Source organism: Streptomyces sp. GSL17-111, assembly GCF_037911585.1.
In the GTDB taxonomy this organism is placed as follows: domain Bacteria; phylum Actinomycetota; class Actinomycetes; order Streptomycetales; family Streptomycetaceae; genus Streptomyces.
On record NZ_JBAJNS010000001.1, the window covers coordinates 4,235,433 to 4,257,418 of the forward strand.

Here is a 21,986-nt window from a genome sequence, read left to right on the forward strand (position 1 = left end):
TGGGGCCGCGTCCCCCGGCGCGCGGCCCCACCCGGGCTCAGGACGCCGGCGGCAGCGTCCGGGTGCGGGCCAGCTCGGCGTACCAGGCGGCGCTGGACTTCGGCGTGCGGCGCAGGGTGTCGAAGTCGACGTACACCGCGCCGAACCGCTTGCTGTAGCCGTAGGCCCACTCGAAGTTGTCCAGCAGCGACCACAGGAAGTAGCCGCGCACGTCGGCCCCCTGCTCCATCGACCGCAGCACGGCCGACAGGTGGCCGTGCAGGTAGGCGACGCGTTCCGGGTCGTCGACCGTGCCGTCGTCGGCGGGCTTGTCGTCGGCGGCCATGCCGTTCTCGGTGATGTAGAGCGGCAGCCCCGGCGCCTCACGGCTGAGCCGCAGCAGCAGGTCGGACAGCCCGCTCGGGTCGACGGGCCAGCCCATCTGGGTGACGGGCAGCCCCTCCGGCCGGTGGAAGGCGACGTCGTCCGCACCGGGCCAGGGCGTGTGCGCGCTCGCCCCGTGCCCGTCGCGCCGCTCGACGTCCCCGGGCCCGTCGGCGGCCGACACCAGCAGCGGGGAGTAGTAGTTGACGCCCAGCGCGTCCAGCGGCTGGTGCGCGGTGCTCAGGTCGCCGTCGCGGACGAAGGACCAGTCCGTGATGCCGGCCGTCGTGTCCAGCAGCACCTGCGGGTAGGCGCCGTGCAGCATCGGCCCCTCGAAGACGCCGTTGGCCAGGGCCATGATGCGGTCCCGCGCGGCGACGTCCGCCTCCCGGTCGGTGCGGGCACGCGGCACGGCCGGGTTGAGGCTCACCCCGACCTTCGTGCCCTCCGGGAGGGCACGGCGCAGTGCCTGGACGGCCAGGCCGTGGCCCAGGTTGAGGTGGTGGGCGGCGCGCAGTGCGGCGGCCGGTTCCGTCCGGCCCGGCGCGTGGACGCCCGAGGCGTAGCCCAGGAAGGCGCTGCACCACGGCTCGTTGAGCGTGGTCCAGTGCTCGACGCGGTCGCCGAGCGCGTCGGCCATGAGCTCCGCGTACGCGGCGAACCGCTCGGCCGTGTCGCGTTCGGGCCAGCCGCCGGCGTCCTCCAGCTCCTGCGGCAGGTCCCAGTGGTAGAGGGTGATCCAGGGGGTGATGCCGCGCTCCAGGAGGCCGTCGACCAGCGCGCGGTAGAAGTCCAGGCCGCGCTGGTCGGCGGGTCCGGTGCCGTGCGGCTGCACGCGGGACCAGGAGACGGAGAACCGGTAGGCCTGGAGGCCGAGCCCGGCCATCAGGTCCAGGTCGTCGCTCCAGCGGTGGTAGTGGTCGACGGCGACGTCACCGGTGTCGCCGCCGAGCACCCGGCCGGGCGTGTGGGCGAAGGTGTCCCAGATGGACGGCGTCCGGCCGTCGGTCGCGGCGGCACCCTCGATCTGGTAGGCGGAGGTGGCGGACCCGAAGAGGAAGCCGCCGGGGAAGCCACGGGGGGCGGGGGCGGGATGGGTGGTCAACTGAGAGCGCTCCCAAAGCTAGGTGTGAGGAGGTCGGGGTGTCGGTCTCGGGGGATCGGCGCGGGTCGGGGGGGGGGGGGGGGGGGGGGGGGGGGGGGGCGGGCCGGGGGCGGGACGGTCCCGCCCTCAGCCCTTCACGGCCCCCTGCATGATGCCGCCGACGATCTGCTTGCCGAACAGGGCCAGCACGAGCAGCAGGGGCAGGGTCCCCAGCAGCGCACCGGCCATGATCACCGACTGGTCGGGGATGTAGCCGCGCCCCAGCCCGGTCAGTGCGACCTGCACGGTCGGGTTCTGCTGGGTGAGGGCGATGATCGGCCAGAAGAAGTCGTTCCACGCCATGACGAACGTCAGCATGCCGAGGACGGCCATCGCCGGGCGGGCCACGGGGAAGACCACGTGCCAGACGATGCGCAGACTGTGCGCCCCGTCCACCCGGGCCGCCTCCACCAGCTCGCCCGGTAGGGCCTGCGCCAGGTACTGGCGCATGAAGAACACCCCGAACGCGCTGACGAAGGTCGGCAGGATGACGGCCTGGAGCTGGTTGGTCCACTCCAGCTCGGCGATGGCCATGAACAGCGGCACGACGCTGAGCTGAGGCGGCACCATCATCGTGCCGATCGTCAGCATGAGCAGCCCGGTGCGGAACCGGAACCGCAGCCGGGCGAAGGCGAACCCGGCGATCGTGCCGAACAGCACCGTGCCCAGCGCGATCGACCCGGCCACGAAGGCCGTGTTGAGCAGCGCGAGGCCCAGGTTGGCGTCGTGCCAGGCGATGTCCAGGTTCTTCGGCAGGTTGGAGCCGAACCAGAACGGCGGCGGCGACTCCGCCAGCCGCGTGTTGTCGCGGGAGGCGGCGATCGCCGTCCACACCAGCGGGAACAGCGACACCGCCGTGACGAGGGCGATCAGCGCGTAGGCGAGCCGGCCCGCGTGGAACTGGCCGCCCGCCCCCTTCGCCCGGGGACGACGCCCGGCCTTCGGTCGGTCACCGGCCGGTGCCGGGCGCGACGGGGCGTCCTTGAGCAACGTCATGACCGGCTCCTCACTGGCTCTTCCGCAGCCGTCGCGCGACCAGCAGGTTGACCAGCGCGATGAGCAGCAGGATCAGGAACATCATCCAGGCGATGGCGGAGGCCCGCCCCAGGTGCAGGTTCACCCAGCCCTGTTCGTACAGGTACAGCCCGAGCGTCTGGTACTGGTTGTTGATACCGCCCGCCGCTCCGCCGCCGGAGCTGAACAGCAGCACCTCGCCGAAGAGCTGCGTCGCCCCGATCGTCGAGACGACGACGGTGAACAGGATCGTCGGACGCAGCGACGGCACCGTCACGTGCAGGAACTGCTGCCAGCGCGAGGCGCCGTCCAGCGCCGCCGACTCGTACAGGTCCTTGGGCACGGCCTGCATCGCGGCGAGGTAGATCAGCGTGTTGTACCCCGTCCAGCGCCAGATCACGATGGTGGAGATGGCGAACTGCGAGGTCCAGGTGCCGTTCTGCCAGTCGACCGCGTCGATCCCGACGAAGCTCAGCGCCCAGTTGATCATGCCGTAGTCGCGCCCGTAGAGCATGACGAAGACCAGCGTCGCCGCCGCCACGGACGTCGCGTACGGCGCGAGCATGACGACCCGGAAGAACGTGCTGCCGCGCAGCCGGTAGTTGAGGACGTGGGCCAGCCCCAGCGCCATGAGGAGCTGCGGGACGGTGGACAGCACCCCGATGGTGAAGGTGTTGCGCAGGGCGTTCCAGAAGAACTCGTCCTCCAGCAGCCGGGTGAAGTTGTGCAGGCCGGCCCACTCCATCTCGGTGGGCGCCGTCAGGGACACCCGGTGCAGCGACGCCCAGCCGGTGTAGAGCAGCGGGAAGAGGCCGAAGGCACCGAAGAAGAGGAAGAACGGCGCCACGAACGCGTACGGGCTCCACCGCACGTCACGCTGGTAGCGGCGGCTGCGGCGGGCCCGCCGCCGCTCCTGGGCCGTGGGCCGTTCCTCCGGCGGGGCCGCGCCGCCGCCGGAGCGGGGCGGCGCGGCCGGGGTACCGGTGGTGGTCATGCCGTTCCTCACTCGTCGAGCGCGTTGTCGACGGCCTTGACCGCCTCCTGCCAGGCGTCCTCGGGGGAGAGGCCCTTCTGCTCGACCTGGCGGACGCCGCTGCGGCCGATGTTCTCGGCGATGATCTGGTCCTTCGGGCCGATGATCTGCGTCGGGATGTCCTGCGCGGCGCGGGCGAAGATCTCACCGATGGGGGCGTCGCCGAAGTACTCGTGCGTGGCGTCGGCGACCGCGGACGTCTCGTAGGAGGCGGGGGCGCTCGGGAAGCTGCCGCGCTCCTCGAAGAGCTTGGCCTGCTGCTCGGGGGCCGTCAGCCAGGCCACGAACTTGGCGGCCTCCTCCTTGTTCTTCGCCGTCTCCGGCACGCCGAGGAAGGAGCCGCCCCAGTTGCCGGGGCGCGGGGCGTCGGCGACGTCCCACAGGTCCGCGCTCTTGTCGCCGCCCTTGTCCTGGATGTAGCCGAGCATCCAGGCCGGGCACGACAGCGTGGCGAACGTGCCGTTGTTCATCGCCTTGTCCCACGGCGGGGTGAACTGCTCGTGCTTGTCGGTCATCCCCGCCTCGGCGGCGGCCGTGGCCACGTCCCACGCGGCCCGCACGTCGGGGTTGTCCTTGTAGATGACCTCGCCGTCCTCGTTGTAGTACCGGCTCTCGGAGGAGGAGATCGCGGCGCTGTAGAGGCCGGATGCGGAGTCCACCCAGGCCACGTCGTCGGGCCCGTCGGCCATGAACGCCTCACCGGTCTCCAGGTACTTCTCCCAGTCACCGGCCCACAGCTTCGACACCTCCTCGCGCTCGGTGGGCAGCCCGGCGGCCTCGAAGTGGTCCTTGCGGTAGCAGATGGCCATGGGGCCGATGTCGGTGCCGAGCGCGATCGTCTTGCCGTCGGCCGTGGTGCCCTGCTGCCACTTCCAGTCGAACCAGTCGTCCTGGTTGACGCCGTCCTGCCCGCCGAGGTCGACGAACTTGTCGGCCTGGGTGGCGGTCACCTCCGCGATGTTCGCCACCTCCACGGCCTGGACGTCCGCGAGGCCGCTGTTGCTCGCGAGCCGGGTGAGGAGCTGCGGGTAGTAGTTCTCGTTGCGCTCGACGACGCTCTGCTCGATCCTGATGCCGGGGTTGAGCTTCTCGTACTCCTCGTAGAGCCCGGCCTCCTGGAACCCGAAAGTGCCGAACAGGCCGACGTTGAGCGTGATGTCGCCGTCCGAGGCCCGGCCGCCGTCCGAGTCCGAGCTGCCGTCGTCGGCGCACCCGGCCAGGAGCGAACCGGTCACCAGGGCGGACACGCCGATCGCGGCGAGCCGGGTAGGACGTCTGGTGGTTCTGCGGGCTGTGCCGTTCGTGGCCATGCGCGCCGTCGCTTTCTCCCGAACGTACGGGACGTGAAGGTGAAGAGGGGTGCTGCTTGCTTGAGAGCGCTCTCAAGAGTGATGTGCCGAAGAGATTTCCGGAGGACGGCGAACGTGTCAAGGCATGTGACGTGACTGTGCCCTCCGCTCCCCCGACGACCCGCCCGTCACGGCCGCCTCCGCCGTGCCGTGCGGGCGCCGAGGAGCCGTCGCGCCCGAGGCGAGGACGTGGCCGCGACCGTCGTCCACCCGGCGGGCCCGGAGAGGCGGTGCGTCACGGCGGCACGCTGAACGTCGACGGCAGTGTCGCCGTCTGACGGCCCGACGGACGACGTCCCGGGCTGGCGGCCGCGTCACTACGCCGTTCGGTCGGTCCCGGCGCGGCAGAAGGTGCGTGCGGGGGTCGCCCTGGTCATCCTCGCAGTGACAGACGTCGAGGCGAGGAGGCGATTCCATGTCGCACACCCGTAGCACGCAGGTCCCCGAACCCCTCTCCCGGCGGGGGCTGCTGCGCGGCGGCACGCTCACGGCGCTGGGGTGCGTACCGGTGCTGGGCGTCGCACACCTGGCCTCCGCCGGGGAGGACGGCGCACGCGCGCGCCCCCGCGCGGCGGGCGCCCGCTACTCCCGGCCACTGAACGGCCGCCACCGGGTCTCCGCGCACTACGGCATCCCCGGCGACTGGGCGGCCGGCCACCACACCGGCATCGACTACGCCGTCGGCAGCGGAACGCCGGTGTACTCGGTGGGCACCGGCACCGTCGACGTCGCCGGGGACGGCGGTGACTACGGCGACATGATCGTCCTGCGGATGGCGGACGGTCATTTCGCCCTGTACGCGCACCTCTCCCGGTTGGACGTGCGCCCCGGCGAACGGGTCTCGGGCGGCGACCTCATCGCCCGGAGCGGCGCCACCGGCCGCGTCACCGGCCCGCACCTGCACTTCGAGGTGCGCACCACCCGCGAGTACGGCAGTGACGTCGACCCCGTCGCGTACCTCGCGGACCACGGCGTCAACATCCTGTAGGCACGGCAAGCGCCGCCCTGCCGCCCGGCGCGCGCCGATCCCGCTCGGGTGCGCCCACCGCGCTGAACCAGTCGGGTGGTCGGGATGACTGACCGGTTTACTGCATATGGGGCCCTCCGGGTGGTTGTAGGGGCAAGTGCGTCTCCTCCGCGCATGAGGAGCGTTCTTGGCTGCGTGGAGCCGCGTGAACTGTGGGACAGGAACACCGTGCTGGCCGAGGCCTTCTGCGCCAGCAACGACCGGGTACGTGAGGCGCAGTCCGTCCTGGACGAGGCGCAGGCGGAACGGACCAGGACGCTGGCCGCGTTCGCCGTGACCCTGGGCAACGACTCGTCCGTGGCTCATCTGATGGGGCTGCACGAGCGCGAGGTACGCGTCGCGCGTCGCACCGTCGGCAAGGACGACGCGCGGACCATGGCCGCCGGGCTGTTGGCGCCGCCTCTGGAGTCGACACGACGGCCCGGGGAGGAGGAGGCGCCGCCGCCCGCTGCGTGGCAGGCCGATGTCGGCAACACGCCGCAGGGAGCAGCGGCCGCCGACGAGATCCAGTTGCCGCATCAGCGCAGGGGAAGCGTGCCGCCTCCGGTTCCGGGGGTGGCGGAGGCCGTCGCGTCGCCGGGGAGCGGCTCCGGGGCCGCGCACGGGGCCACGGCGGGTTTCGCCGTACCCGAGGCGCAGCACGTCACGTCACCCACGTTCGGGCCGGGGCGTTCGGAGGCGGCGCAGGACGCGGAGGCGTGGTCGTCGTCCATGGATTCCGTACTGGTGTGGAGCTGGCAGTCGGGGGTCGACCTGCAGTTCGTCGCCGGGGAGCTGGGCCTGGACCTCCGGGCACTGCTCGGGCGGGTCCAGACGCTCGCCGCCGAGGGCCGGTTGTCCCTGCACGCCACGGGGCCCCCGGAGGCCGACACCGCCGGCCGCCACCGACGTCGGCAGGGGGGCCACCCCGCTGAGGCGTTCCCGAACGGACCGCACCTCGCGGATGCCATGAGCACGTTCGTCGCGTCCACCCCCTACTACTGAGGCGACGACGGCATGATGTGAGTCACGTGCTGGGGTCGATCTGCGGCGCTCGGCGATGAGTTCTCGCTCCGCCCACCGTCCAACCCTAGAGAGACGGACACAACCCGCCGAAGAGAGAGTGGTGCGCGATGAGGCTCGTACTCCAGACCTTCCTGTCCCTGGACGGCGTCTACCAGGGACCGGGCTCGCCGGACGAGGACACCAGCGACGGATTCACCCGGGGCGGCTGGCTGGTGCCGCACATGGACGAGGAGTTCGAACGGCAGGTCGGGACCTGGCTCGGCACTGCCGACGCCTTCCTCTTCGGCCGCCGCACCTACGAGAACTTCGCGCGGGACTGGCCGAAGATGACCGAGCACCCGTTCGCCCACCTCTTGAACGGCCTGCCCAAGTACGTCGCCTCCCACAGCCTGACGCGGGCCGACTGGGACCCGACCACGATCCTGTCCGGCGACGTCCCCGCCCAGGTCGCCGAGGTGAAGCGGCAGCCCGGCCGCGAGCTGCAGATCCACGGCTGCGGACGGCTGGCCCAGTCCCTGCTGGCCGCCGGCCTCATCGACGAGCTGCGGCTCGTCACCGCCCCGGTGGTCGTGGGTAGCGGGCGCCGCCTCTTCCCGGACGGCGGCACCCCGGCCGGTCTGCGGCTCCTGAGCAACTCCACGACGCCCGGCGACCTGGCGATCCACGTCTACGAGACGACCGGCCGCCCCGAGTACGGGACGTACGGCGCCGAGGCGTAGTCCCCGCGTCCGACCCCGTCCCGGCCGAGTGACCGTCGCCGCCGAGCGCCCGTCCCGGCCGGGGCGTCCGGCCGGCGCCCACCTCAGCCCGCGTGAGAGTCGTCCGGGCGGGTGCCGTTCCGGGTGGCGCCCGCCGCGAAGGCGCCCCGGGCGAGGCGGTGGAGCAGGGCGGCCGTCACGGCCTGGTCGGGCAGGGCGGCGGGACGGCTGAGGCGGGGGGTGGAGTTGAGGAGGCCGAAGACGGCGTGCACGGCGGTGCGGGCCTCGGCCTCGTCGAGCTCCGGGTGGACCTCACGGACGACCGACACCCACAGCTCCACGTACTCGCGCTGGAGGCGCCGGACGCGCTTGCGGTCGGCGTCGCGCAGCCGGTCCAGCTCGCGGTCGTGCAGGGTGATCAGCGCGCGGTCGTTGAGGGCGAAGTCGATGTGCCCGGCGATCAGGGCGTCCAGTGCCTCGGCGGCCGGGGCGTCGGCGGCGACGGCCTCGGCGAGCCGCATCCGGCCGCCCTCGTGCAGGCGCTCGCTGATGCCGACGAGCAGTTCGGCGAGCATGGCGTCCTTCCCGGCGAAGTGCCGGTAGAGCCCGGGGCCGCTGATGCCGACCGCCGCCCCTATCTCGTCCACCCCCACGCCGTGGAAGCCGCGCTCGGCGAAGAGTCGAGCCGCTTCGCGCAGGATCTGGTCACGTCGGCTGAGCGCCCCGGAGGGGCTCGGCGCGGGGGAGGCCGCGCCGTGGGGCTCCGCGGGGGTCTCGGTGCTCATGGAGGCAATTCTAGACAGCCCGGTTAGCGGACGTTAACCTGAGGAGCGAGGTTAACGAACATTAACCGCAGGACCGCAACCGTGAGCAAGGGGGCTCAGGGCATGCAGCAGGCACCGCCGCTGGCCGGCGCCGTGGACCCGGCGTCGCCGGCCTGGCGTACGAACGAGGCCGCCCACCGGGAGCTGGCCGCAGAGCTTCGCGAGAAGCTGGCCGCCGCCCGGCTGGGCGGAGGGGAGCGGGCCCGCGCCCGGCACACCGCGCGCGGCAAGCTGCTGCCCCGGGACCGGGTCGACGGACTGCTCGACCCCGGCTCCCCCTTCCTGGAGCTGGCCCCGCTGGCCGCCGACGGGATGTACGACGGGCAGGCCCCGGCGGCGGGCGTCATCGCCGGGATCGGCCGCGTCAGCGGGCGCGAGGCCGTCATCGTCGCGAACGACGCCACCGTCAAGGGCGGCACGTACTACCCGATGACGGTGAAGAAGCACCTGCGGGCGCAGGAGGTGGCGCTGGAGAACGAGCTGCCCTGCCTCTACCTCGTGGACTCCGGGGGCGCCTTCCTGCCGATGCAGGACGACGTCTTCCCCGACCGCGAGCACTTCGGGCGCATCTTCTACAACCAGGCCCGCATGTCCGCCCGGGGCATCCCGCAGATCGCCGCCGTCCTGGGCTCCTGCACGGCCGGTGGCGCCTACGTCCCGGCGATGAGCGACGAGGCCGTGATCGTGCGGAACCAGGGCACGATCTTCCTCGGCGGTCCGCCGCTGGTGAAGGCCGCCACCGGCGAGGTCGTCACGGCCGAGGAGCTGGGCGGCGGCGAGGTGCACTCGCGCACCTCCGGCGTCACCGACCACCTCGCGGAGGACGACGCGCACGCCCTGCGCATCGTCCGCAACATCGTCGCCACCCTGCCCGCGCGCGGCGCGCCGCCGTGGACGGTCGAGCCCGTCGAGGAGCCCGCCGTCGACCCCGCCGGGCTGTACGGCGCCGTCCCCGTCGACTCCCGCACGCCCTACGACGTCCGGGAGGTCATCGCCCGCGTCACGGACGGCTCGCGCTTCCAGGAGTTCAAGGCCGAGTACGGGACGACGCTGGTCACCGGCTTCGCGCGCATCCACGGCCACCCCGTGGGCATCGTCGCCAACAACGGCATCCTGTTCTCCGAGTCCGCCCAGAAGGGCGCGCACTTCATCGAGCTGTGCGACCAGCGCGGCATCCCGCTGCTGTTCCTCCAGAACATCTCCGGCTTCATGGTCGGCCGCAGCTACGAGGCGGGCGGCATCGCCAAGCACGGCGCGAAGATGGTCACCGCCGTGGCCACCACGCGGGTGCCCAAGCTGACCGTCGTCGTCGGCGGCTCCTACGGCGCGGGCAACTACTCGATGTGCGGCCGCGCCTACGGCCCCCGCTTCCTGTGGATGTGGCCCAACGCCAAGATCTCCGTCATGGGCGGCGAGCAGGCCGCCTCCGTCCTGGCCACCGTCAAGCGGGACCAGCTGGAGGGGCGCGGCGAGGAGTGGAGCGCCGAGGACGAGGAGGCATTCAAGGCCCCCGTCCGCGCCCAGTACGAGACGCAGGGCAACGCCTACTACGCCACCGCCCGCCTGTGGGACGACGGCGTGATCGACCCGCTGGAGACCCGCACGGTCCTCGGCCTGGCCCTGACCGCCTGTGCCAACGCGCCCCTGGGCGACGGCGGCTTCGGCGTCTTCCGGATGTGAGGGGAGCACAGATGACACCGAGGACGACTTCCGGCGCGGCCCCGCGCATGTTCGACACCGTCCTGATCGCCAACCGGGGCGAGATCGCCGTCCGCGTGATCCGCTCCCTGCGTGCCATGGGCATCCGCTCGGTGGCCGTGCACAGCGACGCCGACGCCGACGCCCGGCACGTCCGCGAGGCCGACACCGCCGTGCGCATCGGCCCGGCCGCCGCGAGCGAGAGCTACCTGCACGTGGAGCGGCTGCTCGACGCCGCCCGCGCCACCGGCGCCCAGGCCGTCCACCCCGGCTACGGCTTCCTCGCCGAGAACGCCGCCTTCGCCCGCGCCGTCACCGACGCCGGGCTGGTGTTCATCGGGCCGCCCGCCGACGCCATCGAGCTCATGGGCGACAAGATCCGGGCCAAGGAGACGGTGCAGGCCGCCGGGGTGCCCGTCGTCCCCGGCTCCTCCGGCTCCGGCCTCACCGACGCCCAGCTCGCCGAGGCCGCGCGCGGCATCGGCATGCCCGTGCTGCTCAAGCCCTCGGCGGGCGGCGGCGGCAAGGGCATGCGGCTCGTGCGGGACGCCGCCGTACTGGAGGACGAGATCGCCGCCGCCCGCCGCGAGGCCCGCGCCTCCTTCGGCGACGACACGCTCCTCGTGGAGCGCTTCATCGACGGCCCCCGGCACATCGAGATCCAGGTCCTCGCCGACGGCCACGGCACCGTCCTGCACCTCGGCGAGCGCGAGTGCTCCCTCCAGCGCCGCCACCAGAAGATCATCGAGGAGGCCCCCAGCCCGCTGCTGGACGCGGCCACCCGCGCCGCGATGGGCGCCGCGGCGGCGGACGCCGCGCGGGCCTGCGGCTACCGGGGCGCGGGCACGGTGGAGTTCATCGTGCCGGGCGGGGACCCGGGCGCGTACTGCTTCATGGAGATGAACACCCGCCTCCAGGTCGAGCACCCCGTCACCGAGCTGATCACCGGGCTGGACCTGGTGGAGTGGCAGGTGCGCGTCGCCGCCGGGGAGGCGCTGCCCCTCGCCCAGGACGACGTCACCCTCACCGGGCACGCCGTCGAGGCCCGCATCTGCGCCGAGACCGCCCGCGTCACCGGCGAGCGGGTGGACTTCCTACCCTCGGCCGGTACCGTGCGGCTGCTGCGCGAGCCGGCGGGGGACGGGGTGCGCACCGACTCCGGGCTCACCGAGGGCACCGAGGTCGGCACCACCTACGACCCGATGCTCGCCAAGGTCATCGCGCACGGTCCGGACCGGGCCACCGCGCTGCGCCGCCTGCGCTCCGCCCTGGCCGACACCACCGTCCTCGGCGTCGACACCAACACCGCCTTCCTGCGCGCGCTGCTGGCCCACCCCGCCGTCGTCGCCGGTGACCTCGACACCGGCCTCGTCGACCGGGACGCCGCCTCCCTCGTGCCCGCCGGTGTGCCCGACGAGGTCTACGCGGCGGCGGCCCTGCTGCGGCAGGCGGCCCTCGTCCCGCGCCCCGACGCCGGCGGCTGGACGGACCCGTTCGCCGTGCCCTCCGGCTTCCGGCTGGGCGGCGAGCCCGCCTGGACCGTCCACCACCTCAAGGCGCCCGGCCACGACCCGGTGACCGTCCGCGTGCGGGCGGCGGGAGACGCGGCGCGGGTGCGCGTCGGGGACGCCGAACCCGTCGACGCCCGCCTCGCCGCGGTGGAGTCCGGCCGCGTCCAGCTCGCCTGGGCGGGCGTCACGCACCGCTTCCACCACGCCGGGGACGGCGGCCGGCACTGGCTCGGCCGCGACGGCGCCGGCTGGGCCGTGCACGCCCACGACCCGGTCGCGGCGGCCCTGCGCGGTGGCGCCGGGGCGGCGGGCGCCGACGCCCTGACGGCCCCCATGCCCGGCACGGTCACCGTCGTGAAGGCGGCCGTGGGCGATGTCGTCGAGGCGGGCCAGGCCCTGGTCATCGTCGAGGCCATGAAGATGGAGCACGTCATCTCCGCCCCGCACGCCGGGACCGTCACCGAACTGGACGTCACAGCGGGCAGCACCGTCGCCATGGACCAGATCCTGGCTGTGGTGGACCCGCACGAGACGGGAGGTGAGGACGCATGACCGACGGGCTGCCCATGCGCGTACCGGCGACCGGGCTCCCGGCCCGCGTCCGCATCCACGAGGTCGGGCCGCGCGACGGGCTGCAGAACGAGCAGGCCGTCGTCCCCGTGGACGTGAAGGCCGAGTTCATCCGCCGCCTGGCGGCCGCCGGGCTCGGCACGGTGGAGGCGACCAGCTTCGTCCACCCGAGGTGGGTGCCGCAGCTCGCCGACGCCGAGCAGCTGTTCCCCGAGGTCAGCGGCCTCGCCCCGGAGGTGCGCCTACCGGTCCTCGTGCCCAACGAGCGCGGCCTCGACCGCGCCCTGGCCCTGGGCGCCCGCGACGTCGCGGTGTTCGCCAGCGCCACCGAGTCCTTCGCCAAGGCCAACCTCAACCGGACGGTCGCCGAGGCGCTGGCCATGTTCGAACCCGTCGTCGGCCGGGCCAAGGACGCCGGCGCGCACGTGCGCGGCTACCTGTCCATGTGCTTCGGCGACCCCTGGGAGGGGCCCGTCGCCCTGGACGACGTCGTCCGCGTCTGCCGCGCCCTGGCCGACCTGGGCTGCGACGAGCTGAGCCTCGGCGACACCATCGGCGTCGCCACCCCCGGCCACGTCGCCGCCCTCCTCACCGCGCTCACCGACGGCGGGCTCCCCGTCGACCGGCTGGGCGTCCACTTCCACGACACCTACGGCCAGGCGCTGTCCAACACCCTGGCCGCCCTCCAGCACGGCGTCACCACCGTCGACGCCTCCGCCGGCGGGCTCGGAGGCTGCCCCTACGCCAAGAGCGCCACGGGCAACCTCGCCACCGAAGACCTCGTCTGGATGCTGCACGGCCTGGGCATCGAGACCGGCGTCGACCTCGGCCGCCTCACCGCCACAAGCGCGTGGATGGCCGACCGGCTGGGCCGCCCCAGCCCCTCCCGCACCGTTCGTGCCCTCTCCCACAAGGAGCAGTGACCCCATGTCCCTGGACCACCGCCTCACCCCCGAACACGAGGAACTGCGCCGGACCGTCGAGGCGTTCGCCCATGACGTGGTCGCGCCGAAGATCGGCGACTTCTACGAGCGGCACGAGTTCCCCTACGAGATCGTCCGCGAGATGGGCCGCATGGGCCTGTTCGGGCTGCCGTTCCCCGAGGAGTACGGCGGCATGGGCGGGGACTACCTGGCCCTCGGCATCGCCCTGGAGGAGCTGGCCCGCGTCGACTCCTCGGTGGCCATCACGCTGGAGGCCGGGGTCTCCCTCGGCGCGATGCCCGTCTACCGCTTCGGCACCGAGGAGCAGAAGCGCGAGTGGCTGCCCCGGCTCTGCTCCGGGGAGATGCTCGGCGCCTTCGGCCTCACCGAACCCGAGTGCGGCTCGGACGCCGGGGGCACCCGCACCACGGCGGTCCGGGACGGCGACGAGTGGGTCATCAACGGCACCAAGTCCTTCATCACCAACTCCGGCACCGACATCACGGGCCTGGTCACCGTCACCGCCGTCACCGGCCGCAAGGACGACGGCTCGCCGCTGATCTCCTCGATCCTCGTGCCCTCCGGCACCCCCGGCTTCACCGTGGCCGCGCCGTACTCCAAGGTCGGCTGGAACGCCTCCGACACCCGGGAGCTGTCGTTCGCCGACGTCCGCGTCCCCGTCGCCAACCTGATCGGCGAGGAGGGCCGGGGCTACGCCCAGTTCCTGCGCATCCTCGACGAGGGCCGCATCGCCATCGCCGCCCTCGCCACCGGCCTCGCCCAGGGCTGCGTCGACGAGTCCGTGCGCTACGCCCGCGAGCGGGAGGCGTTCGGCCGTCCGATCGGCACCAACCAGGCCATCCAGTTCAAGCTGGCCGACATGGAGATGCGCGCCCACACCGCCCGCCTCGCCTGGCGCGACGCCGCCTCCCGGATGGTCGCGGGGGAGACGTTCAAGAAGGAGGCCGCCATCGCGAAGCTGTACTCGTCCGAGATCGCCGTCACCAACGCCCGCGAGGCCACCCAGATCCACGGCGGCTACGGCTTCATGAACGAGTACCCGGTCGCCCGCATGTGGCGCGACTCCAAGATCCTGGAGATCGGCGAGGGCACGAGCGAGGTCCAGCGCATGCTGATCGCCCGCGAACTCGGCGTCGAGGCCGCCTGACCCGCCTCCCCCTCCGCCCCCCGCCGGAAGCCTCCGCAGCCCAGACGCCGGCCGCGGAGGCTTCCGCCGTCCCCCCGCTGACGGCCCGTCGTGCGCACGGCCGGTGGGACGGTGGCCCGCCGGTCACGTCCAGGTGAGGCGCTGTCCGTCGCGGCCGACGTGCAGCCGCATACGGGTAGTGGGCGGGCGCCCGTCGGCCTGCCACCGGGTGACACGTTCGGTGATCCCGTCCCACAGCCGCGCCGTGCCACCCTGCCGGACCATCCACCGTCCGTCCTCGTGGAAGACGGCGGCCCATGACCCGGACGCCACGTCGACCACGACGTGTTCCGTCCGGCCGTCCCGATCCAGGGTGAGCCGCTGTGCGCGCGGCGCGGCGAACCCCGCGACGAACCGGGCGGTCCACTCGTCGAGCGCGTCCGCCCCCAGCTCCGTGGGGACGGCATCCCCCTCGCCGAGGTTCGGCAGGACGCCCAGCGGAGGCGGAAGGTGGGGCCGGGCCAGCATGAACGAGACCTGACCGCCGAGAACCGGGCCACTGGCCGTGCCGTCGTCGGCGACCGTGAGGCGGACGAGCTCGGACGCGTGCAACCACCCGCCGACCGTGACCAGGATGTCACCGCCGGGCCTGGTCTGCGCGAGCCATTCGGCCGGCACGGTGTGCACGCCGCACGTGGCGATCACACGGTCGTACGGGCCGCCCTCCGCGTAGCCAGCCAGTCCGTCACCGACCACGCGGGCGGGCCGGTATCCGGCCCCCGCCAGGGCCATTCCGGCGCGGGCGGACACCTCGGCGTCGACCTCGACCGTGGTCACGTCGTCCTCACCGACGACATGGCACAGCAGCGCTGTGGAGTAGCCCGTTCCCGTGCCGATCTCCAGAACGCGCACCCCCTCGGTCACCCGCAGCTCCTCCAGCATCCGCACGACCAGGCCGGGCAGGGTGGACGACGACGAGGGGGCGGCGGCGATGCGTCCCTCGACCTGCTCTGGGAAGACGCTCCCGGCCACCTGCGTCACGAGACTGTCGTCCTCGTAGATCCGCGCGAGCCCTTCCGCGGAGTCCGCGGTCGTGGGCCGGAACCAGCCGCCCTCCTCGTACTCGAACCACCCACGCGCGAGGAACGCTTCACGGGGCACCGACATGACGGCTCGTTCCCACGCCGGGCCGCACAGAGTGCCACTGGCACGCAGGCGCCGCACCAGATCCGCCCGTAGCCGCTCCGACTGCTGCGTGTCACTCATGCTCACCAGCTCCGTTCTCCAACAGGTCGGCGAGCGCGGCGGTGATCGGCAGTCCGGCCGCCTCTTCGAGCCAGGCCCACTGGCCGTTGGGGTTGCACTCCAGAAACCACCATGTTCACGCTCGTACCGTGCTTGCCGAGTTCGGTCGGCGTCATGGCACCGTCGTACCGCCACGATGAGGGGGAGCCGTTGCGCAGCGGAGCCAAGCGGCGCAGCGCCCACGGGGTTTCTGCGACGGTCTCCGTGCGCTCCGAGTGGTCGAACCTCATGTCCTCCTTGAGGGTCGTTGCTATCCGGTGGCGCGGTGCCAGATCAGGTATTCGAGTTCGGAAAGGCATCTTTCGCAGGCGTGCATCGGCGCGTGCATGCCGTTGAAGGCCGCCGGGCCGATCCAGATGACCGGTACGTCGGCCCGGCGGCAGTAGAGCCAGCACCATCCGATGGTCCAGCGGTCGTCGCCGGGCTCGGCCCGCGCGGGGCGTGGCCGGGAATCCTCCGTGCAGAGCACCGCGCCGGGCAGGGGAAAGCGCCGACGGTCATGCACGCGTGTTCCTCGTGCGCAGTTCGGCCCGGATGACTTTCCCCCAGGCGCGGATGTCGGTCTCCCAGGAGTCGGCCAACGCCTCCACCAGGAGGAGACCGCGGCCGTGCTCCGAGCGGAGGTCCGGCGGGCACGGCACCGGGTGCGCGGTCGACCTGTCGGAGACGGAGAGGCGCACGACCTCCCGCTCCGGGAGGGCGATGCCGACGCGGAGCAGGCGGCCTCCGCTGTGCTGCACGGAGTTGCTCACCAGTTCGGACGTGATGAGGGTCGCCCGGTCCACCAGACCGTCGAGCTCCCAGGTGTGCAGGGCGGCTCTGACGAGGCCGCGCGCCAGCCCGGCGGTCCGTGGCTCGCAGGGCCATGTCGCGCTGTAGGCCGGGATGTCGACGGAGTGTGAGGGAGTCCGTCCGGCCGTGCTCGCACAGGGCCTTTTCCGTGGGAACACCGGGTCCGATTCGTCTGCGGAACCGCAAGCCGCCGTCGCGGGCATGCATTCTCCTCGCGGGTTGAGGTCGGTCACCTGCGTTGTCGCAAACGTAACCGCGTGATTACAGGCGGCGGTACGGTGGAAGAGCGGGGCGGATCTGAAAGCCCTGAAAGGGCTTTTGGAAAAGAGGATTTGGTGCCATGGGGGCCAAGTGTCCGAACGAGGGGCTGCGCCGGGTTCTGGGCGAGGCCGACTGGTCGCAGACCCAACTCGCCCAGGCGGTCAATCGCCTGGGGCGTGAGTGCGGCATGCAACTGCGGTATGACAATTCGGCAGTGAGTCACTGGCTGGACGGCACCATGCCCAGGGAGCCCGTCCGGCCCCTGGTGCGAGAAGCTCTGGCCAGGCGCTGCCGCAGGCCGGTCACGTTCGCCGAGATCGGTTTTGCCGTGGATACATCAGCCTCCCACGCGAGTACCGTGGAAAACCTGGTCGACCTGGAGAGGTTGGACATGGACCCTTCGCGGCGGGGCGTGCTGGGGGCGGGTCTGTTCTCCGTCGCCCTGACGATCCCGGACTGGCAGGACCTCGTCGGGCGGGTCGAGGCCGTCCAGACGGGGCGGGCGGCCCGGATCGGGTGGAACGACGTCGAGATGGTCACCGCCATGACCGAGCGCATCAGCGACCTGGACGATCAGTTCGGCGGGCGTCACGCGCGTCCCATGGCCGCGTCCTTCCTGGTCAACACCGTGGCTCCCTACCTGGCGGCCGACGCCCCGGAGGACGTCCGGAAGGGCATGCTCTCCGCCGCCTCCGACCTCTGCTACCTCGCCGGCTACATGGCGGCTGACGAGGGGGCGCACGGACTGGCGCAGAAGTACTACCTCCGAGCCCTGGAACTGGCGGGGCAGGCCGAGGACCACCTCACGTACTGCACGACCCTTCGCGGCATGAGCGTGCAGGCGGTGGACCTCGGGCATGGCCCGCAGGCCCAGCGCCTCGCGGACGCCGCCGCTGCCGCCTCCCCGCAGGCCGGGCCGCGTATGCGGGCCTTCCTGGCCGGGCAGCAGGCCCACGCCTACGCCCAAATCGGTGACCGGGGCGGCGCTCTGCGCTTCATGAACGAGGCCGAGCGGGCGATGGACCGGGCCGAAGCACGGGAGAAGACGTTCGGTGCCTACGACCCGGCCGCGCTGAACTATCACTTCGGCCAGGTGCGTTACGAGCTGGGGGAGGTCGAGGCATCGATCATCGCCCTGACGGAGGCCGAGCGGCTCCGTTCGCCGATCGAACGGCGGACGCGGGTCCGGCAGGTCGCCCTGTGCGCCGAGCGCCAGCTGCGGGTGGGCAGGCTGGAGGAGGCATGTGTGACCTGGCACCGCGCGTTGGACGACTACCCCCTCGTCCAGTCCGGCCGGTGCGACGACCGGGTGCGGGACATGCGGGCGCTGCTCCGGCCGCATCTGGGCCACCCCGGTGCCCGGGAGCTCCACGAGCGGTCGCGCACGCTGCACGGCACACGGGCGGTGTGACGCCTCAGTCGGCCAGGGAGCCGCCGAAGATCTGCCAGGCCAGCAGGGATTTCGCCACCAGGCTGAGGACCAGGTAGCCCTTCTCCCCGTACGCGTAGTCCGACCACCGGCCGACCCCCCGGTACTGAAGCCACTGGTTGAGGCCGAAGCTGAAGAAGAGGACGGCTTGCACGACCACGATTCCGTACACGAAGCCCGGGACCGTCTCGGCCGCGACGACGTTGTAGACGATCGCCGCCCACGGCGCCAGGCCCACCAGGGTGCCGAACCAGAACGGCAGCATCGTCGTCCTCGCCCGCCCCGGCGGGTTCATCAGCTCTTCGAGCCAGCCGAAGAGAATCATTCCGACGTTGGCTCCGACCACAGCGATGACGGCGTTGATGCCGGTGATGCCCGAGTAGAAGCCGATGAGCAGCACCATCAGCGTCGCGCTCAGCGCGTACTCCACCCACCGGAACCGATTGATGCCCCGCCTGAGGTCGTGTTCGTAGGTGGAACGGAACACCGTCGCCGTCAGCAGGTGGTCCAGCGCCGCGAGGCCGAGGAAGACGGCGACGGCCCAGCCGATCGGTACGTCGAACAGCGCCTCGGGAGTGGGCGCCTCCGTCCCCGGGGGGCCCTCCGGTACGGAGGAGGTGACGGTGATCGAGAAGCTCCCGGCGAGGAGCACGATCGCCACGGCCTGGGCCAGGTGCAGCAGCGTCAGCCCCAGGTTCCATGCCCGGAGCCCGGCGAGGCGTTCAGGGGTGACCCCGCTGGCCACCGGAGTGCCGTCCTCACTTCTCACGTGTTCCTCCAGGGGGTCGGCGCCGCGCTACGTCCTCATGGTCGTCCCTGCCCCGTCACGACCCACGCAGTCACGCCGCCACCTCGCCGAAAGTCCCCCGTGTGGCGCCCGGTCACGCGGAAGGGGAGAGCTGTTCGCGCACCCACTCGGGATCGGGATTGGTGTGTGGCCGGCCCGCCACGACGACGGTGGGCACGGTCTCGTTGCCGTCGTTGGCTGCTCTCACCGCTGCGGCTCCTGCCGGGTCGCGCCAGATGTTGACCCAATGCAGCAGGCGCGCGCTGCGGCCGAGTCGGATGCGTAGCCGCATGCAGTACGTGCAGCCCGGCCGCCAGAGGACGACCGGTCGCCCGTCGACCGCGCTGCGGCGTTGCGCCTCCTCCGCACTGATCGTCCTCGGGAAGATCAGGGGTGAGTTCACGCCGGCGAGCGCCAGGAACGCCAGCAGGAGCCCTGCGGCCGTGCCGGGGCTCCCCTTGAGGATCTGCCCCGTCGCGATGGCTGAGCCGCTGAGCACGAACAGCATCGGCAGGATCCAGGCGCGCATCATGGTCATACAGGCTAACGACCACCACGAGGGACGTGCGGGTGGGTCGCGAGGTGCTTCCGAGTGCCCGCACGATGGCCTGGGACCGCACTCACCCCCTCGCCCGACCAACCGATCCGCGTGATCGACCGAGAGGGTTTCCACTGTTCACCGGCGGGGGAGACGCCGTTGGCGGCCACCTGCTGGGCAGGGCGGCCGAGGCCCTGGACGACGTGGACGGCCGGGTTCCGGGGCTGGAAGGGTGAGAACGTGCCCGGAATCGGGCAGGAAATTTGCGTGGACGCCTCCGGGGCCCCAGTATCGGTCCGTGCTCGAACGCCGGACGCCGGTCCACGACGACCTCGTGGACCACCTGACCCGCACCACCGCGCTGCCGCGCGGGGAGGCCGCGCGGGTCGTCCTCGACGTGCTCGCGTACTTCGACGAGACCGCCGAGGACTACGTGCGCCGCCGGCACCGGGAGCTGCAGTCCTCTGGGCTGCGGAACCCGGCGATCTTCGAGCGCATCCAAGCGGAACTGCCGTACCGGGCGGTCGCGCCGCCCGAGCTCAGCCTCCGGCAGCTGCGCCGCATCGTCTACGGCTGAGCGACGAGTGCGACGACGGACGAGGAGAGGCCCATGTGCGGAATCGTGGGGTACATCGGCAAGCGGGACGCCACGCCCCTGCTGCTGGAAGGTCTGCAGCGGCTGGAGTACCGGGGCTACGACTCGGCCGGCATCGCCATCCACAGCAGCGGTACGGGCAGGAGTGCGGGCCTGAAGACCGCCAAGGCCAAGGGCCGCGTCCGTGAGCTGGAGGCCCGGCTGCCCAAGCGGTTCGCGGGCTCCACCGGCATCGCGCACACCCGCTGGGCCACCCACGGCGCGCCCAGCGACGAGAACGCCCACCCGCACCTGGACGCCGAGGGCAAGGTCGCCGTCGTCCACAACGGCATTGTCGACAACGCCGCCGAGCTGCGTGCCAAGCTCACCGCCGACGGCGTCACCTTCGTCTCCGAGACCGACACCGAGGTCATCTCCCACCTCGTGGGCCGCGCGCAGGGCGCCACGCTGGAGGAGAAGGTCCGCGAGGCGGTGGCCGTCATCGAGGGCACCTACGGCATCGCCGTCCTGCACGCCGACTTCCCCGACCGCATCGTCGTCGCCCGCAACGGCTCCCCCGTCCTGCTCGGCATCGGCGAGCACGAGATGCTCGTCGCCTCCGACGTCGCGGCGCTCGTCTCCCACACCCGCCAGGTCGTCACCCTGGACGACGGCGAGATGGCCACCCTCAAGGCCGACGACTACCGTACCTACACCACCGAGGGCTCGCGGACGTCCGCCACGCCGGAGACGGTGGAGTGGGCCGCCGAGTCCTACGACATGGGCGGCCACGACACGTTCATGCACAAGGAGATCGCCGAGCAGGCCGACGCCGTCGACCGCGTCCTGCGCGGCCGGATCGACGACCGGTTCGCCACCGTCCGGCTCGGCGGCCTCAACATGGACGCCCGCGAGGCCCGCGCCGTGCGCCGCGTCAAGATCCTCGGCTGCGGTTCGGCGTACCACGCCGGTCTCATCGGAGCCCAGCTCATCGAGGAGCTGGCCCGCATCCCCGCCGACGCCGAACCGGCCAGCGAGTTCCGGTACCGCAACGCCGTCGTGGACCCGGACACGCTCTACATCGCCGTCAGCCAGTCCGGCGAGACGTACGACACCCTCGCCGCCGTGCAGGAGCTCAAGCGCAAGGGCGCCCGCGTCCTCGGCGTCGTCAACGTCGTCGGCTCGGCCATCGCCCGCGAGACGGACGGCGGCGTCTACGTGCACGCCGGGCCGGAGGTCTGCGTCGTCTCGACCAAGTGCTTCACCAACACCGCCGTGGCGTTCGCGCTGCTGGCGCTGCACCTGGGACGCATCCGCGACCTGTCCGTCGCCGACGGCAAGCGCGTCATCGAGGGCCTGCGCGCACTCCCCGCGCAGATCGCCGAGATCGTCGCGAACGAGGACCGGATCGCCGCGCTCGCGGCGGACTACGCCCAGGCCAAGTCGATGATGTTCGTGGGCCGCGTGCGGGGTTACCCGGTGGCGCTGGAGGCGTCGCTGAAGCTCAAGGAGATCTCCTACATCCACGCCGAGGCGTACCCGGCCTCCGAGCTGAAGCACGGCCCGCTGGCGCTGATCGAGCCCGCCGTCCCGACGGTCGCGATCGTCCCCGACGACGACCTGGTGGACAAGAACCGCGCGACGCTGGAGGAGATCAAGGCCCGCAGCGGGCGCATCCTCGCCGTAGCCCACGCCGAGCAGGAGAAGGCCGACCACACGGTCGTCGTCCCGCGCAACGAGCCGGAGCTGGACCCGATCCTCATGGGCATCCCGCTCCAGCTCCTCGCCTACCACACGGCGCTGGCCCTGGGCCGGGACATCGACAAGCCCCGCAACCTCGCCAAGTCCGTCACCGTCGAGTGACCCCACGCCGGGGCCCGGACCGCTTCGTCTCCCGCGAGGAGTTCGCCGCGACGTCCCCCACCGCGCCGGCTCCTTCCCCCTTCCCCTGACGCCTTCCGCAGGGATCAGGAAGCCACGGCCGACCAGGAGGG

At 72.3% G+C, this 21,986-nt stretch carries 20 protein-coding genes and 1 pseudogene; 10 read left to right on the forward strand and 11 right to left on the reverse strand.

The window, feature by feature from the left end; all coding sequences use genetic code 11:
- Positions 1-37: 37 nt before the first annotated feature.
- From V6D49_RS18945 to V6D49_RS18960, 4 genes are all read right to left on the reverse strand, one after another.
- The gene (locus tag V6D49_RS18945) at positions 38-1,468 is read right to left on the reverse strand and encodes a GH1 family beta-glucosidase (RefSeq protein ID WP_340561339.1); all 1,431 of its coding nucleotides are present in this window, start codon (positions 1,466-1,468) and stop codon (positions 38-40) included.
- A 126-nt stretch (positions 1,469-1,594) separates the two neighbouring features.
- A complete protein-coding gene (locus V6D49_RS18950; RefSeq protein WP_340561341.1) occupies positions 1,595-2,503 on the reverse strand; it encodes a carbohydrate ABC transporter permease in 909 nt (302 codons plus the stop codon).
- 10 nt (positions 2,504-2,513) lie between these two features.
- The gene (locus V6D49_RS18955; protein WP_340561343.1) at positions 2,514-3,515 is read right to left on the reverse strand and encodes a carbohydrate ABC transporter permease; all 1,002 of its coding nucleotides are present in this window, start codon (positions 3,513-3,515) and stop codon (positions 2,514-2,516) included.
- An 8-nt stretch (positions 3,516-3,523) separates the two neighbouring features.
- Entirely contained in the window at positions 3,524-4,864 is a 1,341-nt protein-coding gene (locus V6D49_RS18960) for an ABC transporter substrate-binding protein (protein ID WP_340561345.1), read from the reverse strand.
- Positions 4,865-5,318: 454 nt separating this feature from the next.
- On the opposite strand from V6D49_RS18960, the gene V6D49_RS18965 reads away from it, so the two are divergent.
- From V6D49_RS18965 to V6D49_RS18975, 3 genes are all read left to right on the forward strand, one after another.
- Entirely contained in the window at positions 5,319-5,891 is a 573-nt protein-coding gene (locus V6D49_RS18965) for a M23 family metallopeptidase (RefSeq protein ID WP_340561347.1), read from the forward strand.
- A gap of 153 nt (positions 5,892-6,044) precedes the next feature.
- The gene (locus V6D49_RS18970; RefSeq protein WP_340561348.1) at positions 6,045-6,914 is read left to right on the forward strand and encodes a hypothetical protein; all 870 of its coding nucleotides are present in this window, start codon (positions 6,045-6,047) and stop codon (positions 6,912-6,914) included.
- Positions 6,915-7,042: 128 nt separating this feature from the next.
- The gene (locus V6D49_RS18975) at positions 7,043-7,654 is read left to right on the forward strand and encodes a dihydrofolate reductase family protein (protein ID WP_340561350.1); all 612 of its coding nucleotides are present in this window, start codon (positions 7,043-7,045) and stop codon (positions 7,652-7,654) included.
- A gap of 83 nt (positions 7,655-7,737) precedes the next feature.
- On the opposite strand, the gene V6D49_RS18980 is transcribed toward V6D49_RS18975, so the two are convergent.
- Positions 7,738-8,418 carry an SACE_7040 family transcriptional regulator gene (locus V6D49_RS18980; RefSeq protein WP_340561352.1) on the reverse strand — a complete coding sequence of 227 codons (681 nt, stop codon included), beginning with the start codon at positions 8,416-8,418 and terminating at the stop codon, positions 7,738-7,740.
- A 102-nt stretch (positions 8,419-8,520) separates the two neighbouring features.
- On the opposite strand from V6D49_RS18980, the gene V6D49_RS18985 reads away from it, so the two are divergent.
- From V6D49_RS18985 to V6D49_RS19000, 4 genes are read left to right on the forward strand one after another with little or no spacing between them, the layout of a single operon-like run.
- Positions 8,521-10,137, forward strand: coding sequence for a carboxyl transferase domain-containing protein (locus V6D49_RS18985; RefSeq protein ID WP_340564129.1), 1,617 nt, complete (start codon positions 8,521-8,523; stop codon positions 10,135-10,137).
- 47 nt (positions 10,138-10,184) lie between these two features.
- Positions 10,185-12,218 (forward strand): acetyl/propionyl/methylcrotonyl-CoA carboxylase subunit alpha, encoded by a 2,034-nt coding sequence (locus tag V6D49_RS18990; RefSeq protein WP_340564130.1) that lies wholly within the window; start codon positions 10,185-10,187, stop codon positions 12,216-12,218.
- On the forward strand, positions 12,215-13,159 hold the full coding sequence (locus tag V6D49_RS18995) for a hydroxymethylglutaryl-CoA lyase (protein WP_340561354.1): 945 nt from the start codon (positions 12,215-12,217) through the stop codon (positions 13,157-13,159). Before V6D49_RS18990 ends, V6D49_RS18995 begins: the two co-directional genes overlap by 4 nt.
- Before the next feature lie 4 nt (positions 13,160-13,163).
- The gene (locus V6D49_RS19000; RefSeq protein ID WP_340561356.1) at positions 13,164-14,327 is read left to right on the forward strand and encodes an acyl-CoA dehydrogenase family protein; all 1,164 of its coding nucleotides are present in this window, start codon (positions 13,164-13,166) and stop codon (positions 14,325-14,327) included.
- Between the two features lie 123 nt (positions 14,328-14,450).
- Here V6D49_RS19000 and tgmC read toward each other — a convergent pair whose 3' ends face one another.
- The 4 genes and pseudogenes from tgmC to V6D49_RS19020 all read right to left on the reverse strand — a co-directional run bounded on the left by tgmC (position 14,451) and on the right by V6D49_RS19020 (position 16,606).
- Complete coding sequence (tgmC, locus tag V6D49_RS19005; protein WP_340561358.1) at positions 14,451-15,572, reverse strand: ATP-grasp peptide maturase system methyltransferase; 1,122 nt, start codon at positions 15,570-15,572, stop codon at positions 14,451-14,453.
- A pseudogene (locus tag V6D49_RS19010) lies at positions 15,565-15,684 on the reverse strand (ATP-grasp ribosomal peptide maturase); the annotation flags it as partial. The pseudogene V6D49_RS19010 and the gene tgmC, both read right to left, overlap by 8 nt.
- 177 nt (positions 15,685-15,861) lie before the next feature.
- Positions 15,862-16,116: a hypothetical protein gene (locus tag V6D49_RS19015; RefSeq protein ID WP_340561360.1), complete on the reverse strand. Its 255-nt coding sequence runs from the start codon at positions 16,114-16,116 to the stop codon at positions 15,862-15,864.
- Positions 16,109-16,606, reverse strand: coding sequence for an ATP-binding protein (locus V6D49_RS19020; RefSeq protein WP_340561362.1), 498 nt, complete (start codon positions 16,604-16,606; stop codon positions 16,109-16,111). Before V6D49_RS19020 ends, V6D49_RS19015 begins: the two co-directional genes overlap by 8 nt.
- Before the next feature lie 137 nt (positions 16,607-16,743).
- Here V6D49_RS19020 and V6D49_RS19025 point away from each other — a divergent pair, with 137 nt between their 5' ends.
- The gene (locus tag V6D49_RS19025; RefSeq protein ID WP_340561364.1) at positions 16,744-18,075 is read left to right on the forward strand and encodes a tetratricopeptide repeat protein; all 1,332 of its coding nucleotides are present in this window, start codon (positions 16,744-16,746) and stop codon (positions 18,073-18,075) included.
- Positions 18,076-18,079: 4 nt separating this feature from the next.
- Here the strand turns inward: V6D49_RS19025 and heR are convergent, their stop codons facing one another.
- The gene (gene heR / locus V6D49_RS19030; protein WP_340561366.1) at positions 18,080-18,862 is read right to left on the reverse strand and encodes a heliorhodopsin HeR; all 783 of its coding nucleotides are present in this window, start codon (positions 18,860-18,862) and stop codon (positions 18,080-18,082) included.
- Positions 18,863-18,974: 112 nt separating this feature from the next.
- Positions 18,975-19,412: a glutaredoxin domain-containing protein gene (locus tag V6D49_RS19035; RefSeq protein WP_340561368.1), complete on the reverse strand. Its 438-nt coding sequence runs from the start codon at positions 19,410-19,412 to the stop codon at positions 18,975-18,977.
- A gap of 304 nt (positions 19,413-19,716) precedes the next feature.
- On the opposite strand from V6D49_RS19035, the gene V6D49_RS19040 reads away from it, so the two are divergent.
- Together V6D49_RS19040 and glmS are read left to right on the forward strand one after the other, a co-directional pair.
- Positions 19,717-19,995 (forward strand): hypothetical protein, encoded by a 279-nt coding sequence (locus V6D49_RS19040; protein WP_340561370.1) that lies wholly within the window; start codon positions 19,717-19,719, stop codon positions 19,993-19,995.
- 33 nt (positions 19,996-20,028) lie between these two features.
- On the forward strand, positions 20,029-21,855 hold the full coding sequence (gene glmS / locus V6D49_RS19045; protein ID WP_340561372.1) for a glutamine--fructose-6-phosphate transaminase (isomerizing): 1,827 nt from the start codon (positions 20,029-20,031) through the stop codon (positions 21,853-21,855).
- Positions 21,856-21,986 lie beyond the last annotated feature (131 nt).